Annotated in this window: 17 protein-coding genes; 10 read left to right on the forward strand and 7 right to left on the reverse strand. The window is 68.5% G+C overall.

Going from position 1 to position 18,467, the window contains the following annotated elements:
• The first annotated feature begins 162 nt into the window (after positions 1-162).
• The 3 genes from ACIBJG_RS21670 to ACIBJG_RS21680 all read left to right on the forward strand — a co-directional run bounded on the left by ACIBJG_RS21670 (position 163) and on the right by ACIBJG_RS21680 (position 2,155).
• Positions 163-1,023, forward strand: coding sequence for a helix-turn-helix domain-containing protein (locus tag ACIBJG_RS21670; protein ID WP_399309495.1), 861 nt, complete (start codon positions 163-165; stop codon positions 1,021-1,023).
• Positions 1,023-1,259, forward strand: a complete 237-nt coding sequence (locus tag ACIBJG_RS21675) for a DUF397 domain-containing protein (protein WP_399309497.1) — start codon at positions 1,023-1,025, stop codon at positions 1,257-1,259. The genes ACIBJG_RS21670 and ACIBJG_RS21675 overlap by 1 nt, the downstream gene beginning before the upstream one ends.
• An 89-nt stretch (positions 1,260-1,348) precedes the next feature.
• Positions 1,349-2,155, forward strand: coding sequence for an SAM-dependent methyltransferase (locus ACIBJG_RS21680; RefSeq protein WP_399309499.1), 807 nt, complete (start codon positions 1,349-1,351; stop codon positions 2,153-2,155).
• Between the two features lie 18 nt (positions 2,156-2,173).
• Here ACIBJG_RS21680 and ACIBJG_RS21685 read toward each other — a convergent pair whose 3' ends face one another.
• A complete protein-coding gene (locus ACIBJG_RS21685) occupies positions 2,174-3,661 on the reverse strand; it encodes a membrane-associated oxidoreductase (RefSeq protein WP_399309501.1) in 1,488 nt (495 codons plus the stop codon).
• A gap of 128 nt (positions 3,662-3,789) precedes the next feature.
• On the opposite strand from ACIBJG_RS21685, the gene ACIBJG_RS21690 reads away from it, so the two are divergent.
• Positions 3,790-4,230: a YchJ family protein gene (locus tag ACIBJG_RS21690; RefSeq protein WP_399309503.1), complete on the forward strand. Its 441-nt coding sequence runs from the start codon at positions 3,790-3,792 to the stop codon at positions 4,228-4,230.
• Between the two features lie 27 nt (positions 4,231-4,257).
• On the opposite strand, the gene ACIBJG_RS21695 is transcribed toward ACIBJG_RS21690, so the two are convergent.
• A complete protein-coding gene (locus ACIBJG_RS21695) occupies positions 4,258-6,330 on the reverse strand; it encodes an MDR family MFS transporter (protein WP_399309505.1) in 2,073 nt (690 codons plus the stop codon).
• 55 nt (positions 6,331-6,385) lie between these two features.
• Entirely contained in the window at positions 6,386-7,213 is an 828-nt protein-coding gene (locus ACIBJG_RS21700; RefSeq protein ID WP_399309507.1) for a hypothetical protein, read from the reverse strand.
• Between the two features lie 78 nt (positions 7,214-7,291).
• Here ACIBJG_RS21700 and ACIBJG_RS21705 point away from each other — a divergent pair, with 78 nt between their 5' ends.
• Complete coding sequence (locus tag ACIBJG_RS21705; RefSeq protein ID WP_399309509.1) at positions 7,292-8,548, forward strand: cytochrome P450; 1,257 nt, start codon at positions 7,292-7,294, stop codon at positions 8,546-8,548.
• A 39-nt stretch (positions 8,549-8,587) separates the two neighbouring features.
• On the opposite strand, the gene ACIBJG_RS21710 is transcribed toward ACIBJG_RS21705, so the two are convergent.
• The 4 genes from ACIBJG_RS21710 to ACIBJG_RS21725 form a co-directional block, all read right to left on the reverse strand.
• On the reverse strand, positions 8,588-9,802 hold the full coding sequence (locus ACIBJG_RS21710; protein WP_399309511.1) for an acyl-CoA dehydrogenase family protein: 1,215 nt from the start codon (positions 9,800-9,802) through the stop codon (positions 8,588-8,590).
• Positions 9,803-9,807: 5 nt separating this feature from the next.
• The gene (locus ACIBJG_RS21715; protein WP_326656336.1) at positions 9,808-10,281 is read right to left on the reverse strand and encodes an SCP2 sterol-binding domain-containing protein; all 474 of its coding nucleotides are present in this window, start codon (positions 10,279-10,281) and stop codon (positions 9,808-9,810) included.
• 86 nt (positions 10,282-10,367) lie between these two features.
• Positions 10,368-10,631, reverse strand: a complete 264-nt coding sequence (locus ACIBJG_RS21720) for a hypothetical protein (RefSeq protein WP_399309514.1) — start codon at positions 10,629-10,631, stop codon at positions 10,368-10,370.
• A gap of 218 nt (positions 10,632-10,849) precedes the next feature.
• On the reverse strand, positions 10,850-12,064 hold the full coding sequence (locus ACIBJG_RS21725; RefSeq protein WP_399309516.1) for a helix-turn-helix domain-containing protein: 1,215 nt from the start codon (positions 12,062-12,064) through the stop codon (positions 10,850-10,852).
• Between the two features lie 582 nt (positions 12,065-12,646).
• On the opposite strand from ACIBJG_RS21725, the gene ACIBJG_RS21730 reads away from it, so the two are divergent.
• From ACIBJG_RS21730 to ACIBJG_RS21750, 5 genes are all read left to right on the forward strand, one after another.
• Positions 12,647-13,264 carry a hypothetical protein gene (locus ACIBJG_RS21730; RefSeq protein ID WP_399309518.1) on the forward strand — a complete coding sequence of 206 codons (618 nt, stop codon included), beginning with the start codon at positions 12,647-12,649 and terminating at the stop codon, positions 13,262-13,264.
• 91 nt (positions 13,265-13,355) lie between these two features.
• Complete coding sequence (locus ACIBJG_RS21735; protein WP_399309520.1) at positions 13,356-14,870, forward strand: DUF6801 domain-containing protein; 1,515 nt, start codon at positions 13,356-13,358, stop codon at positions 14,868-14,870.
• Positions 14,871-14,946: 76 nt separating this feature from the next.
• A complete protein-coding gene (locus ACIBJG_RS21740; RefSeq protein WP_399309522.1) occupies positions 14,947-15,903 on the forward strand; it encodes a hypothetical protein in 957 nt (318 codons plus the stop codon).
• Between the two features lie 720 nt (positions 15,904-16,623).
• Entirely contained in the window at positions 16,624-17,619 is a 996-nt protein-coding gene (locus ACIBJG_RS21745; protein WP_399309524.1) for an ABC transporter ATP-binding protein, read from the forward strand.
• Complete coding sequence (locus ACIBJG_RS21750) at positions 17,616-18,464, forward strand: MlaE family ABC transporter permease (RefSeq protein WP_399309526.1); 849 nt, start codon at positions 17,616-17,618, stop codon at positions 18,462-18,464. Before ACIBJG_RS21745 ends, ACIBJG_RS21750 begins: the two co-directional genes overlap by 4 nt.
• Positions 18,465-18,467 lie beyond the last annotated feature (3 nt).

Consider the following 18,467-nt stretch of genomic DNA (forward strand, 5'->3'; position numbering starts at 1 on the left):
TCCTGAAAAAGGGCGGGCATGACGAGTGAACTGGTTCGCTGACCAACTCTCCCCCTGTCGTGAACACTTGGCAAGAGGCACTCTGAAAAATTCAGAGTGGCTGTGTCTTTGATGCCGCGCACATGGCACACTGCTGCCAAACAGCGCATCGGGAGGTCTGAAGTGAGCGAACCGCGGTCCGCCCCGACCGTGGGTCAGGTCGTTCTCGGCAAGCGCCTGCAGGATCTGCGGGAGCGTGTCGGCCTGAGCCGGGACCAGGCAGCCAAGGTGCTCCGCGTCGCTCCGGCGACGATCCGCAGGATGGAGACCGCCGAGGTCGCCCTCAAGGTCCCCTATGTGCAGTCGCTCCTGAAGGCCTACGGGATCGCCGAGGAGGAGACCGACGCCTTCGTCGACCTCACCGAGGAGGCCAACAAGCCCGGCTGGTGGCAGCGGTTCCACGACGTGCTGCCCGACTGGTTCAGCATGTACGTCAGCCTGGAGGGCGCCGCGAGCCTCCTGCGCATGTACGAGCCGCACTTCGTGCCCGGACTGCTGCAGACCGAGGACTACGCACGCTCGGTGATGCGCACCGGAGCCGTCGGCCAGACCAGGCCGGAGGACATCGAACGCCATGTGGCGCTGCGGATGGAACGGCAGTCCCTGCTGACCCGGCCGGACGCCCCGAGGCTCTGGGTGGTCATGGACGAGACGGTGCTGCGCCGCCCGGTGGGCAGCCCCGACGCCATGCGCGCCCAGGCCGACCGGCTGCTGGAAGCGACCGAGCTGCCCAACGTCACCCTCCAGATCGCCGAGTTCTCGACCGGCCATCACCCGGGCACGTACGGGCCGTTCGTCCTCTTCCGGTTCGCCGTCCCCGAACTTCCCGACATGGTCTACAGCGAGTACCTGACCGGGGCCGTGTACTTCGACGCGCGCCCCGAGGTGGCCTCCTACCTCGAGGTCATGGACCGCATGGCGGCCCAGGCCGCGACTGCACAACGCACGAAGGAAATCCTCCGGGACTTCCGCAAGGAGCTGTGATGACACCCATATACAACGGCATGCCGGCCGCCGATCTCGGCTCCGAGGGCTGGTACAAGCCGTGGAGCGGTGGCAACGGCGGCAACTGCGTCGAGGCGATGAAGCTCTCCGACGGAAGAATCGCCATGCGCCAGTCCGAGGACCCCGACGGTCCCGCCCTCATCTACTCCCACCGCGAGATCGCCGCTTTCATCCAGGGCGCCAAGGCCGGTCAGGCAGACTTCCTCCTGACCTGACCTGACCTGACCTCATCGCGCGGACGGTTCCCGGTCGCCGCGCACCGCATTCGTTCTCTGTTCGCCGACACGGATCCAAGGAGCGCGCTATGACCGGGCACGAGCCCCCCGTCGAGATCGACACCAGCAAGCCGCACCCCGCGCGGATGTACGACTGGTTCCTCGGCGGCAAGGACAACTATCCGGTCGACGAGCAGATGGCCCGGCAGTTGCTGGCCGTGGACGCACGCGGCCGCGACATGGCACGCGTCAACCGGGCCTTCATGCACCGCGCCACCCGCTGGCTCGCGGAGAACGGCATCCGGCAGTTCCTCGACATCGGCGCCGGCATACCGACCGAGCCCAACCTCCACCAGATCGCCCAGCGGACCGCACCGGACGCGCGCATCGTCTACTGCGACAACGACCCGATCGTCCTCGCCCACGCGGCGGCCCTGCTGCGCTCCACCCCGGAAGGCGCCACCGAGTACATCCAAGCCGACGCCCGCAGGCCCGAGGCCATCCTGGAAGCGGCCGGCAAGGTCCTCGACTTCGACCAGCCGATCGCCCTGTCCCTGCTGGCGCTGCTGCACTTCCTGGACGACGAGGACGGCGCCGCGGAACTGGTGGACCGCCTGGTCGACCAGCTCGCCCCCGGCAGCTACCTCGTCCTCTCGCAGACCACCGGCGACTTCGACCCGGAGGGCGCGGCCCAGGCCGCCGCCATGTACAGGGCCCGCGGCATGACCCTGCGCCCGCGCAGCCGCGCCGAACTCACCGCCTTCTTCCACGGCCTCGAACTCGTCGACCCCGGCGTCTCGCTCTCCGCCGACTGGCACCCGGAGCTCGGCGAGGTCATCGAGGTCCCGGGCGACGAGCCGATCCCCGGGTACGCGGGCGTGGCCCGTAAGGCCTGAGCGGCGGGCCGTGCGGCGTTACTGTCTGCTGACCGAACGGGTGATGCCCGCGGCGATCGTCGTCGCGAGCAGCCAGCCCAGCACGATCAGCCCGTACGACAGCCACTGGTACCAGCCCTGCGGATCGAACGCCTTCTCCTGGCCGAAGTCGACGAGCGGCAGGAGAAGGTCCAGGGTGTAGAAGAGTGCGTTGAACGGCGGATGCTCGTCCGCCTTGAGCGGGACCGGTGCGTGCAGCGAGTACGCCAGTGTGCCGAGCAGCAGCAGCGACAGCAGCCAGGCGGCAGCCCGGACCGGACGGTACCCGTATCCGACGGTGGCGTCCTGGAGGTATCCCCAGAGCCGGGCGTACCGGGGCAGGGTGCCGCGATGACGGCGCTGTTTGGCGAGCAGTACGGTGCGCGCCGCGCCGTCGTCCCCGATCCGTCGGTACGACGACGTCAACTGTTCGTAGGCGTACGGGGTGTACCCGTCGCGCTCCCGCTCGAGCAGAGGCAGCCGCTGCGCGGCGGGCAGGCTCGGCAGCAGGGCCGTATAGCTCAGCCCGTCGAGCCGCACATCCCGCGGCCACACGGCGGGCTCGGCGTGGATGAGGTCGATCTGGGTGCGACGCAGATTCACGGAGCCCTGAACGGGAGCGGCGGCCCGCAGCCAGAACTCGCCGATGGTGCAACTGCTCGCGCGGAGCGCCGTTCCGCCGGGATTGGAGAGCCGGGCGTACGAGAGGTTCAGTTGCCCCGGGATGTGCATTCCGCGCACATTGGCGGTGCCTTGGATGCGGATCCTCATCGCGTGCAGGTCCGACCCGGCAGTGAGGGTCTCCGCCTGCAGAGCGGTCCCCCCGGGATGCGTCAGCTCGGCGTCGTCGAGCCGGACCTGACCGGACACGGTGGCGCCGTTCAGCCCGAACTCGCCGTGCACGACGAGCCCCGGCAGCCACAGATCGTCCTCGATGACGGTGTGGTTCAGCTGGAGTACGGGCTTCTGGTTGAACGCGGTCGAGCCGTCCGCGTTCACCCCGATCCTCGCCCGGTCACCGAACAGCGCCTGGGTGATCTTCGAGCCGCCCAGCTGGACCGGGCCGGGGATCCGGCAGCCGGTGATCCGGAGCACGCCGTCGACCCGGAGGGTGGCGGCGGACAGCCCGGGCAGCACCGAATCGCTCAGGTTGAGCTGCCTCATCTGCGCCCCGTACAGGTGGGGGGCCTGCTCGAAACGGCAGCCGCTCAGCGTCACCGCGCAGGGGACGGCCGCGAACCGCAGGTTCAGGACGCCCGTGATGCGTGCGCCGATCACCCGCAGCGCGGCCACCTCGCCGTCCTCCTGCGGGCTGAGGACCAGCAGCGCGCGCAGCACCTCGCCGCGCACCGTGCGTTCGGTGCCCCAGCCGTCAGCGGCCTCCGGATCGTCCGCTGCCTCGTCCCCGGTACGGAAGTCGACGGTGGCACCGCGGGGGAAGGCGTCCCAGACGCGGCGTTCGGCGGCGGTCAGCTCGGTGATCTCCATCGCCGGGACTCTGACCTGCGCGCCCATGGGAAGTCAACCCCGCCTCCACGCCGAGCCGTTCGGACCTCAGGGTGCGGCTGGCGACCTCCGCCGCCCGGTCCGGTGCCGCCGCAGGCCACAATGGACCCATGTCCCGACGCACCTCACGCCCCCGACGGCCCTCCGCCGCCCCCACCTTTCAGGTCACGGCCGCCCTGCCGTGCCCGTGCGGGCTGCCCGCCACCTACGGCGAGTGCTGCGGGCGGTTCCACGCCGGGGCCCCGGCGCCGACGTGCGAGGCGCTGATGCGCTCGCGCTACGCCGCCTTCGTCGTACGGGACGTCGCGTACCTGCTGCGGACCTGGCACCCGGACCACCGGCCGGACGTCCTCGACCTCGACCCCGGGCAGCGCTGGCAGGGGCTGGAGATCCTGGAGACGACGGAGGGCAGCGCCTTCCACACCACGGGCACGGTCACCTTCCGGGCGCACTACACGACCGGCGGTCAGCGCGACTCGCTGCACGAGAAGAGCCGCTTCGTCCGGCACGAGGGCGCCTGGGTCTACGAATCCGCCGTCTTCGCCGACTGACGGGGCGATGACAGGCCGGTCCAGACCTCAGACCGGCGCCCCCGCCGGGGCCGCCGGGGAGAGCTCCTGCGTGAGGTCCTCGGCCAGCAGCCGCTTGGCGATCACGTCGACCGCCGCGCGCAACCGGGCGTCGTCCGCCTGCTCCTGCTGGTCGCCCAGCTGCTCGGTGAGCCAGTGGGACCACGCGTCGTTGATGGTCCTCGCCTCCCGGCTGCCCGCCTCGGTGTGCGTGAACAGATGGCCGTCCCCGGTGAGATAGCCCTCCTCGATCATCCGGTCGAAGACGGGCACCAGGACCTCCGGCGGAATCCGGTGCCGGGCCGCGATCAGCCGGAGCCCCGCGTGCCCGACCATCCGGGTGAACAGCTCGACCTGCATCACCGCCCAGGCCCCCGCCATGTCGAGCCGGGTGTCGGACGACGCCACGATCCGCCGGGCCGTGTCCGGGTCCACCCGCCGCAGGACCTTGGCCACCGAGAACTCCAGCAGCCGGGCCGAGTCCCCGGTGCTCGGCGACGCGAATCCGTCACCCATGTCGGTCGAGCCGGCCCGCGCGGTGTCCCGCAGCTTCACCTCTTTCAGGAACAGCGCCACGACGAACCCGAGCAACGCGACCGGCACCGTCCACAGGAACACGGTGTGCAGGGTGTCGGCGTACGCTTGGGCCAGCGGCGCCGACTGGGCACCGGGGAGGGCATGCAACGCCTGCGGGCTCTGCGAGGCCTTCGCCACCACCGCCGGATCACCGCCCGCCCGCACCGCTTCCGTCACCCCGTCCTTGAGGTTCGGGCCGAGCGAGTTGGCGTAGATGGTCCCGAACACCGCCGTGCCGAAGGAACTGCCGAGCGTACGGAAGAACGTCACGCCCGAGGTCGCCGTACCCAGATCCGCGTAGTCGACGGTGTTCTGCACCGCGATCGTCAGCACCTGCATGCACAGCCCGATGCCGATCCCGAGCACCAGCATGTACAGCGACTCCCGCCACGCACCGCTGCCCGGACCCATCCGGGAGAGCAGGAACAGTCCGACCGCCATGACCAGCGAGCCCACGATGGGGAAGATCCGGTACCGGCCGGTCTTGCTGACCACGTTGCCACTGAAGATGGAGGCGGCCAGCAGACCGATGACCAGCGGCAGGGTCCGGACACCCGAGAGTGTCGCCGAGTCCCCGTCCACGTACTGCAGATAGGTCGGCAGATAGATCATCGCGCCGAGCATCGCGAAGCCCACGATGAAGCTGAGGATCGAGCAGACCGTGAAGACCGGGTTCCCGAACAGCCGCATCGGCAGCATCGGCTCCTTCGCCCGGAACTCGACGAAACAGAAGGCCGCCAGGGCGACCAGACCGAGGACGAACAGACCGATGATGACGGGGGAGCCCCAGGCGTACTCGTTGCCGCCCCAGCTCGTCGCCAGGATCAGAGAGCTCGCGCCCACCGTGACCATCGCGATGCCCAGGTAGTCGATGACCGGCCGCCCCGCCGCCTTCACGGACGGAATGGTGCGGGCCGCCGCGATGACCACCACGATCGCGATCGGCACGTTGACGTAGAACGCCCAGCGCCAGGTCAGATGGTCGGTGAAGAGGCCGCCCAGCAGCGGCCCGATCACCGTCGCGACGCCGAAGACCGCGCCGATCGCCCCCTGGTACTTGCCGCGGTCGCGCAGCGGGATCACATCGGCGATCAGCGCCATCGACGTGACCATCAGACCGCCCGCGCCGATGCCCTGCAGGCCCCGCCACACGATGAGCAGGGTCATGTTGGTCGCGAGACCGCAGAGGAACGAGCCGGTGATGAAGATGATCGCCGAGAGCTGGAACACGATCTTCCGGCCGAACAGGTCGCCGAACTTGCCGACCAGGACCGTCGCCACGGTCTCCGCGAGGAGGTACGCGGTCACCACCCAGGACATGTGCTCGGCGCCCCCGAGATCCGAGACGATCGTGGGCAGCGCGGTGCCCACGATCGTCTGGTCCAGGGCGGCCAGCAGAATGCCCAGCACGATCGTCGCGAAGACGATGTTCCGGCGGCGCGGATCGAGCAGGGGCGGTGCGCCGGCAACCTGCGCGGCGGGGGCGGTCTCGCTGGCAGTGGTCACCTTTGCACCCTCACACCGCCCCCTGTCACCCGCATGCGGGGGACGGCCGGACGTGTCAGCCCAGCAGATCCTTGAGTGACGCCTTCATCCGGGCCACGAACGCCTCCCGCTCCGGCGGCGCCACCCGGTCCAGCGAGAGATACGGATTGAGGTCCTCCAGTTCGACGAGCAGCAGCTCCCCCTCGGCGGTCCGGCACGCGTCGACCCGTTGGATGCCGTGGTCGAGGGTGTTCCAGTCGATGAACGAGCGTGCGAACGCCAGATCCGCCGCACTCGCCTCGTACGGCTCCAGCACCCACCGCTGCTCCGGGTGCGGCGCGTACAGCGCGTACTGGAAGTCGTGGTCGACGAAGTAGAAGGACACCTCGTACTGGAAGTCGATCCGCGGCTGGACCAACTGCGTGCCGTCCGCCTCGGGCGGGAGCTCAGGGGTACGGACGAACTGCAGCCCGACCGAGTCCGCACCCAGCTTCGGCTTGATGACGTAGCCATCGGCCTCGGGCAGCAGCCCCAGATCAGCCGCCCGGTCCACCGTCGGGATCACCGGATACCCGGCCCGGCTCAGATCGACCAGGTACTGCTTGCCCGCCATGTCGCCCCGGCCGGTCAGCGGGTTGTAGACCCGCGTGCCCAGCTCCCGTGCCCGCGCGCAGAACGCGTCGTACGCCTCCTGGTAGTGCAGCACCGGACCGCTGTTGCGTACGACGACGGCGTGGAAGCCCTCCAGCAGCGCGGCGGCGTCGCGGGGGTGACAGAGAGCGACGTCGAAGTCCTCGCGCAGCCGTGACGTCAGACGGATGTCCTCGTCGCAGTAGCGGCGTCCGCGGGCCTCGTAGGCGAGATCGGTGACGAAGAGAACGGACGGGCGCGGGCCGACGGGCATGGTTCCCCCTGGGGGTTTCGGGACGGACGGTGGGTCAATTACCTTGGCGGCGTTGCCCGTCAACGACCCTGGAGCGTCATGACATCTGCCCCACAAGAGTCACTCGCCTCGCAAGCACCGCCCGTGCCGGACATTCTCTCGCCCGCCTTCGCCGCCGATCCCTACGGGGCCTACCGGATCATGCGCGAGAGCCATCCACTGATCCTGCACGAGGCCACGAACAGTTACGTCGTCTCCCGGTACGAGGACGTCGAGCGGGTCTTCAAGGACAAGGCGGGGGAGTTCACCACCGACAACTACGACTGGCAGATCGAGCCCGTCCACGGCAAGACCATCCTCCAGCTCAGCGGACGCGAGCACTCCGTACGCCGGGCCCTGGTCGCCCCGGCCTTCCGGGGCACCGACCTCCAGGAGAAGTTCCTCCCCGTCATCGAACGCAACGCACGCGAGCTGATCGACACCTTCCGGCACACCGGCGAGGCCGACCTCGTCGACGCGTTCGCGACCCGCTTCCCCGTCCTCGTCATCGCCGACATGCTCGGCCTCGACAAGGCCGACCACGACCGCTTCCACGGCTGGTACACCACCGTCATCGCCTTCCTCGGCAACCTTGCGGGCGACCCGGAAGTGGCGGCGGCCGGCGACCGGACCCGGCAGGAATTCGCCGAGTACATGATCCCGGTCATCCAGGAGCGGCGGAAGGCACCCGGCGACGACCTGCTCTCCGCGCTCTGCGCCGCCGAGGTCGACGGCGTCCGGATGAGCGACGAGGACATCAAGGCGTTCTGCAGTCTGCTGCTCGCCGCCGGTGGCGAGACCACCGACAAGGCCATCGCCTCGATCTTCGCCAACCTGCTGACCCATCCTGAGCAGCTCGCCGCCGTACGGGAGGACCGCAGCCTCATCGACCGGGCCTTCGCCGAGACGCTGCGCCTCACCCCGCCGGTGCACATGATCATGCGACAGACGGCCGTCGACGTGGAGCTCGGCGGCGGCCGGGTGCCGGCCGGGTCGACCGTCACCTGTCTGATCGGCTCGGCCAACCGGGACGCGGTCCGGTACCGCGACCCCGACCGCTTCGACATCTTCCGCACCGACCTGACCAGCACCACGGCGTTCTCGGCAGCCGCCGACCACCTGGCGTTCGCCCTCGGCCGGCACTTCTGCGTCGGCGCGCTGCTGGCCAGGGCCGAGGTGCAGACCGGGGTGAACGTGCTGCTCGACGCGATGCCCGACGTACGGCTCGCGGACGGGTTCACCCCGTCCGAACAGGGCGTCTTCACTCGAGGACCGGCGTCGCTGCCGGTACGGTTCACCCCGGTCGCCATGCCGTGACCTCGCGTCGGTGTGCGGCCGCCGCCCCGTGACCCCGCGTCAGCGGATGTGGCGCCCCGAGATCGCCCGCGCGATGACCAGGCGCTGGATCTCGCTGGTCCCCTCGAAGATCGTGTAGATCTTGGCGTCGCGGTACATCCGCTCCACCGGATGCTCGCGGCTGTACCCGGCGCCCCCGAGGATCTGAACTGCCTTCTCCGTCGCGGACACGGCGAGTTCGCCCGCGCGCAGCTTGGACATGGAGCCCTGTCCCGCGTCGAAGGTGCGGTCGTTGCGGGCCATCCACGCGGCCTGCCAGATCAGCAGCCGTACGGACTCGATCTCCGTACGGATGTCGGCCAGCGCGAACGCGATCGACTGGTTCTCGATGATGGGCCGGCCGAACGCCTCGCGCTGACCGGCGTACTCCAGTGCGTACTCGTACGCCGCGCGCGCGATGCCCAGCGCCTGGGCGGCGACGGTCGGGCGGCTGACCTCGAAGGTCGCCATCGCTGCCTGCCCCTTGGCGTTGCCGCCCTCGCGGGCGCGGGCCAGGCGGGCGTCCAGCTTCTCCTTGCCGCCGAGCAGACAGTGTCCGGGCACCCGTACGTCGTCGAGGAAGACGTCCGCGGTGTGCGAGGCGCGCAGGCCCAGCTTCTTGATGGTGCGGCTCGCCTCAAGACCCTTCGTGGCGGGCGGCACGATGAAAGCGGCCTGGCCGCGGGCGCCGAGCGACGGGTCGACCGAGGCGACGACCACGTGGATCTCGGCGATCCCGCCGTTGGTGATCCACGCCTTCTGGCCGGAGAGCACCCACTCGTCCTTGGCCTCGTCGTAACGCGCCTTCGTGGCCATCGCGGAGACGTCGGAGCCGGCCTGCGGTTCGGATACGCAGAACGCCGCCACCTTCGGGTCGTCCTCGTCGCCGTAGCACTGGGGCACCCACTCGGCGAGCTGGTCCGGTGTGCCGGAGGCGAAGATTCCGGCGACGGCGAGGGAGGTGCCGAAGAGCGCCATGCCGATTCCGGCGTCGCCCCAGAACAGCTCCTCGTTGGCTATCTGGAGGGAGAGGCCGGACGGGTCGCCGTACATGTCGGCCAGGGACTCGAATCCGTACAGACCGATCCGGGCCGCTTCCTGGATGACGGGCCAGGGCGTCTCCTCGCGGGCGTCCCATTCGGCGGCCGCCGGGCGCACGACCTGGGCGGCGAAGCCGTGCACCCAGTTGCGCAGGTCCTGCTGCTCCTCGGTGAGGGCAAGGGAGAAGTAGCTCATCGGCCTCAGGCCTTCGGGATGTCGAAGTAGCGGGTGAGGCCCGAGGCGAGGCCGACATCGCCGGCCACCTTCAGCTTGCGCATCATGAACATCGTCACGGGATTGCCGTTGCCGGAGACCAGCTTGAGGAACTCCGCGTCGGCCATCACCAGCGTCGTGCGCGGTTCGGCGTCGGAGCGGCCCTCGCTGATGGTGCAGGTGCCGTCGGCGATCGCGGTCTCGTAGACCGTGTCGGTGTCACCGGTGATCTTCCATCGGATCAGCGCCTTGAGCTGTCCCGCCGCGTCGGGGCGGAACTGCTGCTTCATCCGGCCGAAGACCTCGCCGAGCACCCGGGTGCGCAGTTCGCCGTGCATGACCTCGCCGAGCTGCTTGGCCGACAGGCCCTTCACGATCCGTGCGAACTCCTGCGGGGAGACGGCCGCGAAGTCGAGTGCCGTCAGTTCGTCGGTGAGGTTGCCGCTGCTGTTGTCGGCCACGCCAGTTCCTTACTCTGGAGTAAACTTACTTCTGAGTAAGGTAAGCGCAGGGCGGCGTCTCCGCAAGGTTGAGGCGCGGCGGGGAGTCACCAGGAGCTGCCGGGGTGCACCGTCAGCCGGGGGTGGTGGGCGGAGAGCACCTTGTTGGCGCGGGCCAACTCGGAGAGGGCCTGCTCGCGGTCGGCCTGGTCCTCGATGTCGAGCCGCGGGCCGCGGAAGCTGCGGACCTCGCGCGCGGCGCACTCGGCGTCGAACTCGGCCTCCAGGATGTGCGCCGGGATGCAGGAGCCGATCAGCGCCGCGATGCGGTCCGGGATCGGTACGGGGACGAGCAGGTGCGAGGCGGTCATGGGGGTTCCCTCTCGAATGGTGGCCAGGAGGTCGTGCGTTGCGGCCGCCGGGTGGGCGGTCGACTCCTCCATATGTACGGGACGCAGTTCCAGGTTTCTCGTTGAGAACGTCTCCGTGTGGCAACCGTTTGGGAGTGACCGGGTATTTCGCCTTACCCATAAGTAAGTTGACGCGCAGTGAAGGCCGTGTTCTGGCCGGAAACGGTTCTGTGGGCGGATTACAGGGGGGAGCCGTCGGCGCGGTCCTGCAGTTGGAGCGCCCGCAGGACCGCCTCGGTGGAGAACCTGCTCTCCGGATCGGTCAGTTGCCGGCCGAAGATGGACTCCAGGTTGCGCATGCGGTACCGGACGGTCTGTGGGTGCACGTCCAGGAGTTCGCCCATGTGGGCGGCTGTGCCGCGGGTGTCGAGCCAGATGCGCAGTGTCTCGATCAGCCGTTCCCGCCGGGTGGCGCTGATGCCGGCGACGGGGGCGAGCTCCCGTTGGGCGAGCTGGTCCAGGAGGACCGGATCGGACAGCAGCCACAGAGTGATGAGGTGGTTCTCGCACAGGATGAACGGTGCGTCGTCGATGACACCCGCGTCGACGAGTTCGAGGACTCGCCTGGCCCAGCGGATCGAGTCCGAGGCCAGGGCGGTGGGGACGGTCAGTCCGATCGCCGCACGGGTGCCGAGGAGCGCATGGTCGAGCATGGATCTTCGTGCGTCGTCCAGGGGGCCCGGGATCAGCAGGTGGGGCTGGGGGTCACTCAGGTCGACCAGGATGTCGTGGTCGGCACTGGCCCGGTCGAGGCCGGCAGGGGACCGGGCCGCGACGAGGGTGACCTCCTCCGGCAGCATCCACCCGGTCTGCTCGCACAGCTCGGCGATGGCGGAACGGGGGACGGGGCGCCCGGCCAGGATCAGATGGAGCAGGCGTCGGCGCATGGCCTCGCCCTGTTCGCCGGTCTGGGACTGCACTTCCAGGAATCCCTCGCGGGACAGCGATTCGAGCTCGTCTATGTAGGTGAAGAGCGCGTCGGCGAAGCTGAGCATCAGTGTGGGGGAGAAGTTGTAACTGCGGCCGACCTTCTTCGCCCGTCGCAGGGCGATGCGGGCACCCAGTCGATAGGCGCCCTGGAGCGTTTCCATGGTGCGGCCCTCGTAGGCCTCGAAGCGCCCGAATCGACGGCACATGTCGTCACGCAACGAGGTCGATGTGGATGGTTCGGCCACCAGGTCCACGAATGAGGAGAGGCTCCGTTCCACCCCGACGCGAATGGCCTGGCCGTTGGGCCCGCTGAGCAGGCGCGCGTATTCCGGATAGGCGCGGGTGACCTCGACGCCGATCTCCTTGGTGAGGCTGGGGAGTTCTGGCCGCATAATCGCGGCGAACTCCTGGGGAAGCGGCCCCAGCGGGTCCCCCGTGTCCAATGGAGAAATGACTTTCGGCATGACGTGTCCCCTTGCTTTCCAGCGCCCGGTGGGGGTGAGGCGGTGGGGGAAAGCGCTCCCACGAACCGACAGGTGCGTACCAAGTTCGCGATGAAGATAGTCCAAGTCTGCGGCCGTGCACACCACTTGTGCAAGATCGAAGTGCAGGGTGCACACACTTCTGCGCGGTTGCGGGGCTCCGGTGCAGGTGGGGAGGGAGTGGTCAATTTCGGACAACCGTCGGGGGTGTGGCTGGTATCGCCTCGGCTGCCGGCGGGCGGGTCCGTTGGCCGGTGAGTCCGGCGGCGGTGGGTCCGAAGGGCGGGTCCGGCCCGGAATTTGCGCACCAAGTGACAATCGATCTGCGCCATTTAGTGACCTGCGGATGACAAAAAAAGCTGCTGGCGGGAATCTTGGCCAGCAGGATTGTGCTGGAAGTTTCTCGCAAGTAACGTCACGGCCTGTCACAGATTATATGTGGCCGAGAGTGTACGTCTCCCCTCGGAGAAGTGGTTCGTAGACGTGCTTCCTGCCTCTTGGGCAGCTGTGGAGCGCGTCCCCGCAAGCAGTGCCACCCGCATTGTCGAATCGGAGGAACTAACTGTGCGTAATACCCTCAAGAAGATCGCCGTCGCAACCGGCGTCGCTTCTGCCGCTGTCGTGCTCGGGGCCACCCAGGCCATGGCATTCGCCGCCACCACGTGGACAGTCACGGCGAACCCGGCACCGTTCACCGCCGTGTCGACCAACACGGTCCTCTCGGTGAGCGGGATTCCGCTCACGTGCCCGACGGCGAGCGCCGGCGGTTCCGCGTTCAGCGCCACCGGCAACCCCGCCACGGTCGGCAACATCACCTCGGCCACCTTCGGAACGACGGCCGCCCCGTGCACGAGTGCACTCGGCCCCGTGACGCCGGTCGCCATCACCTCGCCGGCCTGGCAGCTCGTCGCCCAGGACTACACCTCGGGTGTGACGACCGGCTACATCAAGAACATCCAGGCCAAGCTCACCGTCCTCACCTGCTCCTTCAACGTCGCCGGTGAGGTCAACGCCAAGTACACCAACAGCACCAAGAAGCTCAACGTCTCCAACTCCAGCGCACACCAGCTGACCGTCTCGGGCGCTACCGCCGCCTGTGCCGGGATCGTCGCCAACGGATCCCACCCGACCTTCACGGGCGACTACAGCGTCACCGGCATCACCAGCATCATCGGCACCTGACGGACCGCCCGGCAGCCGAATGCTCCAGCAGACCGCACCGCGGGTTCCCTGCAGTGCGGTCTGCACCGTCGATGGAAGGGAATGGCAGAGGATGAAGGTGCGCGGGACAGCGGGGCGGAGCCGCGGGCGTGCGACAGTGCGGGGCGGAGCCGTCCTGGCCGCGGTCCTCATGGCCGGAATGATTCCGGGTGCGCAGGCGTCCGCCGGTGGTCGCGACGTTCGCATCGACGTGAAGTACGGCTGCGAATTTCCTTCCGGGGCCGAGCAGGTCGCGGTCCGGGTGTCCGCGACGGCCCCGGAGGCGGGTGAGGTCGACAAGCCCGTTCAGCTCACTGATGTGAGCACCGAACTGACCCTGCCCGAAGCGGGGCTGCCGGACCTGGCCGCCGTGGGGACGGACCAGGTCGAGGTGGAGACGAAGCTGACGGTGGGGGTGGCGCAGGGCGAACACACCGCCGAGACGGTGTGGATCGGGACGACCGAGGATCCGGTGGCCGTGCCGGACGCCGAGCACCCCACCCTCACGTCCTCCGGCGACGTCCCCTCGGTGACCGCGGGCGCGTCCGGGGCTCTCGCCTTCACGGCGGGAAAGCTGACCGCGCTGCTGACCGCGCCGCCTTCGGACGATCCCTCCGCCAAGCCCTCGGCACTGCTGCTGACATGTACTCCGGAGCCGGACCAGGACCTGGCTCTCGCCACGGTGCGCATCGCCGGGGACCCCGAATGGCCTTCCCCGGAGCCCCCCGAGGCCGGGAAGGGGAAGGCGTCCAGCGACAGCGGCGACACCGACGCCGATGCCCGTGAGACGACACCGAAGGTCGGGGAACCGGGGAGCGCGGCCCCGCAGGACGGGAAGGCGCCGCCCTGTGTGGGCGACGAGAACAACCAGTTCAGCCTGAACGCCTACGTCACCGGCTACGCGGACGTTCCCAAGCTCAAGAGCGCCACGCTTTTCCCGCTCGCTTGCACACAGATCGAGCAGGGGGTGACCCAGATCAAGTTCCAGGACGGCCTGATCCATATCATCCAGGACTCCACGGCGACCCTCGACTATCAGGGGAAGCCTCAACTACCGCCGGCCAGAGGCACGTTCCTGACGTTCGGCTTCATGCCGACGACCGCGACCCTGGAGATGACCCAGATTCCTCCGGCTGCCGGTCCGGACGGCAAACCGCTGCCCAACATCCACTCCGACCTGACGGTCCTCAGCCCCGGCAACAGTGTGGGCACGACGACCATCGACCTGAATCTCCGGCTCCGGCTGAGCGACGTGAAGGTGAACGGCGTTGCTCTGGACGTCGGCCCCAACTGCCGTACGGAGCGCCCGTTCCCCCTGTCACTGCGGGGGGAGATGGTGCTCAAGGACCAAGTCCAGTCGGGCTACACCCTGGTCACCGGGGGCGTGCTCACCGGGCAGGTCACCGTGCCGCCGTTCTCGGGGTGCGGTGTCGACGAGGATCTCGACGACCTCTTCACCGCCTCCATCTCGGGTGTTCCCGGTGCCGTGAAGCAGATCCAGGGGGCTCCCTGTGCGGCGGCGCAGTCCGTGCCGACCGCGTGCACGGAGGACGGCGAGCCGGTTCAGATTCCCAAGCCGCAGCGCTGAACCGCTTACTGTCCCGCCTTCTCCACCGAAAACGAGTCATTCCAGTCCGCTCGGCCCACTATGAATCGAGGGTGTAATGAGAGCTGTCCCGAAGAGATGGCGCACCGGCCTTTTCGCTGCCGTCGCCGCAGCGGTGGTCGCGATCCCGCTGACTCCGCTGTCCGCCTCGGCCGCCGTCAGCGCCGCGAACCTGAACGGGGACTGGGCGCCCTTCTCCCGCTGCCCGGTCGATAATCCCGCCATGCTCGCCGCGGACGGCCAGGACCTCGTCGCCTCCTGCGTGTCCTCGTACTCGCCCGGCGGAGCCATCAAGCTGGGCACCACCGTGGCCACCACGGGCTCCAACGACATGCAGTTCGGTGTCATCCAGGACACGGCCGCCGGTACGTTCAAGGTCATTCCGCCCGCGGGCGGGGCCCTCGTGGGAGCGCCGACGAACATACCCGGTGGCCTGCTCGGGCTTATGTGCCCCAGTGACGTCCCGGTCGTCAGCGCCGTCTGCAACCAGATCACCGACGTCAGTCTGAACAAGGTGCAGGCCACGGTGGAGTCCGCCGGCACGCCCACCGAGTTCAATCTGCTGGCCGGGCTGACCGTCGGGCAGCCGATCGTGAAGCTGCCCGTACGCATCCACCTGGAGAACCCGCTTCTCGGCTCCAACTGCTACATCGGCACGGCCGCGGACCCCGTGATTCTCCGGCCTCAGAACAGCACGGCTCCGTCCGTCGCCATCCAGCGCTTCGACGGCGACGGCACGCCCAATGCCGACGAGGGTGCGATGCTGCGGTTCGCGCTCACCGGAAACACCCAGAGCGATGACACGTTCTACGTGCCGAAGGCCACCGGCTGCGGCCTGGGCGGAGTCCTGAGCTGGGCGGTCAACCTGAAGACCGGGCTGCCGTCGCTTTCCGGGGACAACCACCTCACCCTGAACAACGCGTCGACGTACAGCGGTGCACTCACCTCGCCGGGGATCGTCCTGCCCAACGCCGGCAAGGTGCTTTCCCAGTACTGGCACTCCGCAGTGAAGTAGTACCGGCCGACGCGCTGAGTGCGCTGCCCGGGCTCGCTGCTCTGCGCGTTTCCATGCCGTACAGCCGATGCCCGCCCCGTCCGGGGAATTTCCTGGACGAGGCGGGCATCGTCGTGCGGGGTTTCTCAGGAAGTGAGCACAGGCATAGGTGGCGGGTGCTGCGGAATGGCTCACTTGCCGACAACCCCGTGGGGGCCCGTACTCACCTCCGTACAAAAACAACGCTGCCATCAACAGCTGCGCAGAAAGTTCAGGAACCGCTATTGCGAAGGCAGGTTACTGAGCCGTAGCGTCCCAGGTGAGCAGCACGGAAACGCGTCCGTAACTGCTCGTTCGACGCACGTGGAGTCCAGGTCGCGCCCCCCTTGACCCGGATTTCGCACCGGGAACGGTTCGGGCCCCGGACTCTCCGTCCAAGGGGCGGCGTTCCCGCTGTCGGGGCCTCGTGGCTCCACCCCTCAGGGGCCGTGGGGCCCGACCCGCACACCGGAGATCTTGCGCAGATTTCGACAAAGCCGTTCAGCGACTTTGTCACTCGGTGACAAGTGATCCACATCGAGTACCTGGTTCGTCGATTTCCGCTGTTCAACGGCTTGTCCTGGCGGTTTCGGCGGACATAACGTGCGCCTCCTGGTGCATGTGTGACGAGCCGCCATTGGATTTCTCAGAGCCGGAGCGCTGACAGATGACTTCGTTCACCGACACGTCGAGGGAGGGCCGATGGGAATCGAAGTAGTCGTCGAAGGCCTCACGAAATCCTTCGGTAAGCAGAACATCTGGCAGGACGTCAGTCTCACCCTGCCCGCCGGCGAAGTGAGCGTGATGCTCGGTCCTTCCGGTACCGGAAAGACCGTCTTCCTCAAATCCATCATCGGCCTGCTGAAGCCCGAGCAGGGGCGCGTGCTCATCAACGGCGTCGATATGGTGAACAGCCCCGAGCGGCAGATCATGGAGACCCGGAAGCTCTTCGGGCTCATGTTCCAGGACGGTGCGCTTTTCGGCTCGATGTCCCTCTTCGACAACATCGCCTTTCCCTTGCGTGAACACACCCGCAAGAAGGAGTCGGAAATCCGCCGCATCGTCATGGAGCGGATCGACATCGTCGGTCTTCTCGGTGCCGAGGACAAACTGCCCGGCGAGATATCCGGAGGCATGCGCAAGCGGGCCGGTCTGGCCCGCGCACTCGTCCTGGACCCGCAGATCATTCTCTGCGACGAGCCCGACTCCGGACTCGACCCGGTCCGCACCGCGTTCATCTCGCAGCTGCTCATCGACCTCAACGCGCAGATCGACGCGACGATGCTGATCGTCACCCACAACCTCGACATCGCCTCCACCGTCCCGGACAACATGGGCATGCTCTTCTGCCGCAACCTCGTCACCTTCGGACCGCGCGAGGTGCTGCTGACCAGCGATCTGCCCGTCGTCTCCCAGTTCCTCGCCGGGCGGCGCGAAGGGCCCATCGGCATGTCGGAGGAGAAGGACGCCGCCACCCTCGCCGCCGAGGAGCGGAGCGGCTACGGGCAGGGCATCAGCTCGGCCAACGCCCCCCGCACCGTCGTCCCGCAGCTGGAGCCCTCGCCGGGCCTGCCCGTACGACAGGGCGCGCTGCGCCGCCGGGAGCGGGTCATGTCGATGATGGGGCAGCTGCCGGAGGCCGCCCGTACCGCCATTCTGAACAGCTACAGCCCAGCCGCGGGCGGTGGGCGCCCGTGACCGCCCCCATGCCGGTGCGGCCGCCCGAGCCGCCGGCGGACCGGGTGCCGGAGAAGGCGCCCGAGGAGAGACGCCCGACCCGGCTGCTCGCCCCGCTGCGCGAGACCGGGAGGCTGTTCGCCCTCGCCGGAGCCGTGTGCCGTGAGACCTTCCGCCGCCCCTTCCAGGTACGCGAGTTCATCGAGCAGTTCTGGTTCGTCGCCAGCGTCACGATCCTGCCCGCCGCCCTCGTCTCCATCCCCTTCGGCGCGGTCATCGCCCTCCAGGTCGGCTCGCTCACTCAGCAGCTCGGCGCCCAGTCGTTCACCGGCGGCGCCAGCGTCCTCGCCGTCATCCAGCAGGCCAGTCCGATCATCGTGGCGCTGCTGGTCTCCGGGGCCGCCGGGTCGGCCATCTGCGCCGACCTCGGATCGCGCAAGATCCGCGAGGAACTCGACGCGATGGAGGTCATGGGCGTCTCGCCCGTGCAGCGCCTCGTCGTCCCGCGGGTCCTGGCCACCATGCTGGTGGCTGTCCTGCTCAACGGCCTCGTCTCCGTCGTCGGCACGATGGGCGGCTACTTCTTCAACGTGATCATGCAGGACGGCACCCCCGGGGCCTATCTGTCCAGCTTCTCCGCCCTGGCCCAGCTGCCCGACCTGTACATCAGCGAGATCAAGGCCCTGATCTTCGGATTCATCGCCGGCATCGTCGCCGCCTACCGCGGCCTCAACCCGCGCGGCGGGCCGAAGGGGGTCGGGGACGCGGTCAACCAGTCCGTCGTCATCACCTTCATGCTGCTGTTCTTCGTGAACATGGTCCTCACGGCGATCTATCTCCAGATCGTCCCCGCGAAGGGGAGCTGACCG

This window comes from Streptomyces sp. NPDC050422 (assembly GCF_044458665.1).
In the GTDB taxonomy this organism is placed as follows: Bacteria; Actinomycetota; Actinomycetes; order Streptomycetales; family Streptomycetaceae; genus Streptomyces.

Excerpts from the sequence above, each read along its gene's own strand:
- ACIBJG_RS21745 (WP_399309524.1), top strand. The coding sequence starts at position 16,624 with ATGGGAATCGAAGTAGTCGTCGAAGGCCTCACGAAATCCTTCGGTAAG.
- ACIBJG_RS21675 (WP_399309497.1), top strand. The coding sequence starts at position 1,023 with ATGACACCCATATACAACGGCATGCCGGCCGCCGATCTCGGCTCCGAG.
- ACIBJG_RS21735 (WP_399309520.1), top strand. The coding sequence starts at position 13,356 with ATGAAGGTGCGCGGGACAGCGGGGCGGAGCCGCGGGCGTGCGACAGTG.
- ACIBJG_RS21740 (WP_399309522.1), top strand. The coding sequence starts at position 14,947 with ATGAGAGCTGTCCCGAAGAGATGGCGCACCGGCCTTTTCGCTGCCGTC.
- ACIBJG_RS21685 (WP_399309501.1), bottom strand. The coding sequence starts at position 3,661 with ATGGAGATCACCGAGCTGACCGCCGCCGAACGCCGCGTCTGGGACGCC.
- ACIBJG_RS21705 (WP_399309509.1), top strand. The coding sequence starts at position 7,292 with ATGACATCTGCCCCACAAGAGTCACTCGCCTCGCAAGCACCGCCCGTG.
- ACIBJG_RS21710 (WP_399309511.1), bottom strand. The coding sequence starts at position 9,802 with ATGAGCTACTTCTCCCTTGCCCTCACCGAGGAGCAGCAGGACCTGCGC.
- ACIBJG_RS21720 (WP_399309514.1), bottom strand. The coding sequence starts at position 10,631 with ATGACCGCCTCGCACCTGCTCGTCCCCGTACCGATCCCGGACCGCATC.
- ACIBJG_RS21725 (WP_399309516.1), bottom strand. The coding sequence starts at position 12,064 with ATGCCGAAAGTCATTTCTCCATTGGACACGGGGGACCCGCTGGGGCCG.
- ACIBJG_RS21700 (WP_399309507.1), bottom strand. The coding sequence starts at position 7,213 with ATGCCCGTCGGCCCGCGCCCGTCCGTTCTCTTCGTCACCGATCTCGCC.
- ACIBJG_RS21680 (WP_399309499.1), top strand. The coding sequence starts at position 1,349 with ATGACCGGGCACGAGCCCCCCGTCGAGATCGACACCAGCAAGCCGCAC.
- ACIBJG_RS21690 (WP_399309503.1), top strand. The coding sequence starts at position 3,790 with ATGTCCCGACGCACCTCACGCCCCCGACGGCCCTCCGCCGCCCCCACC.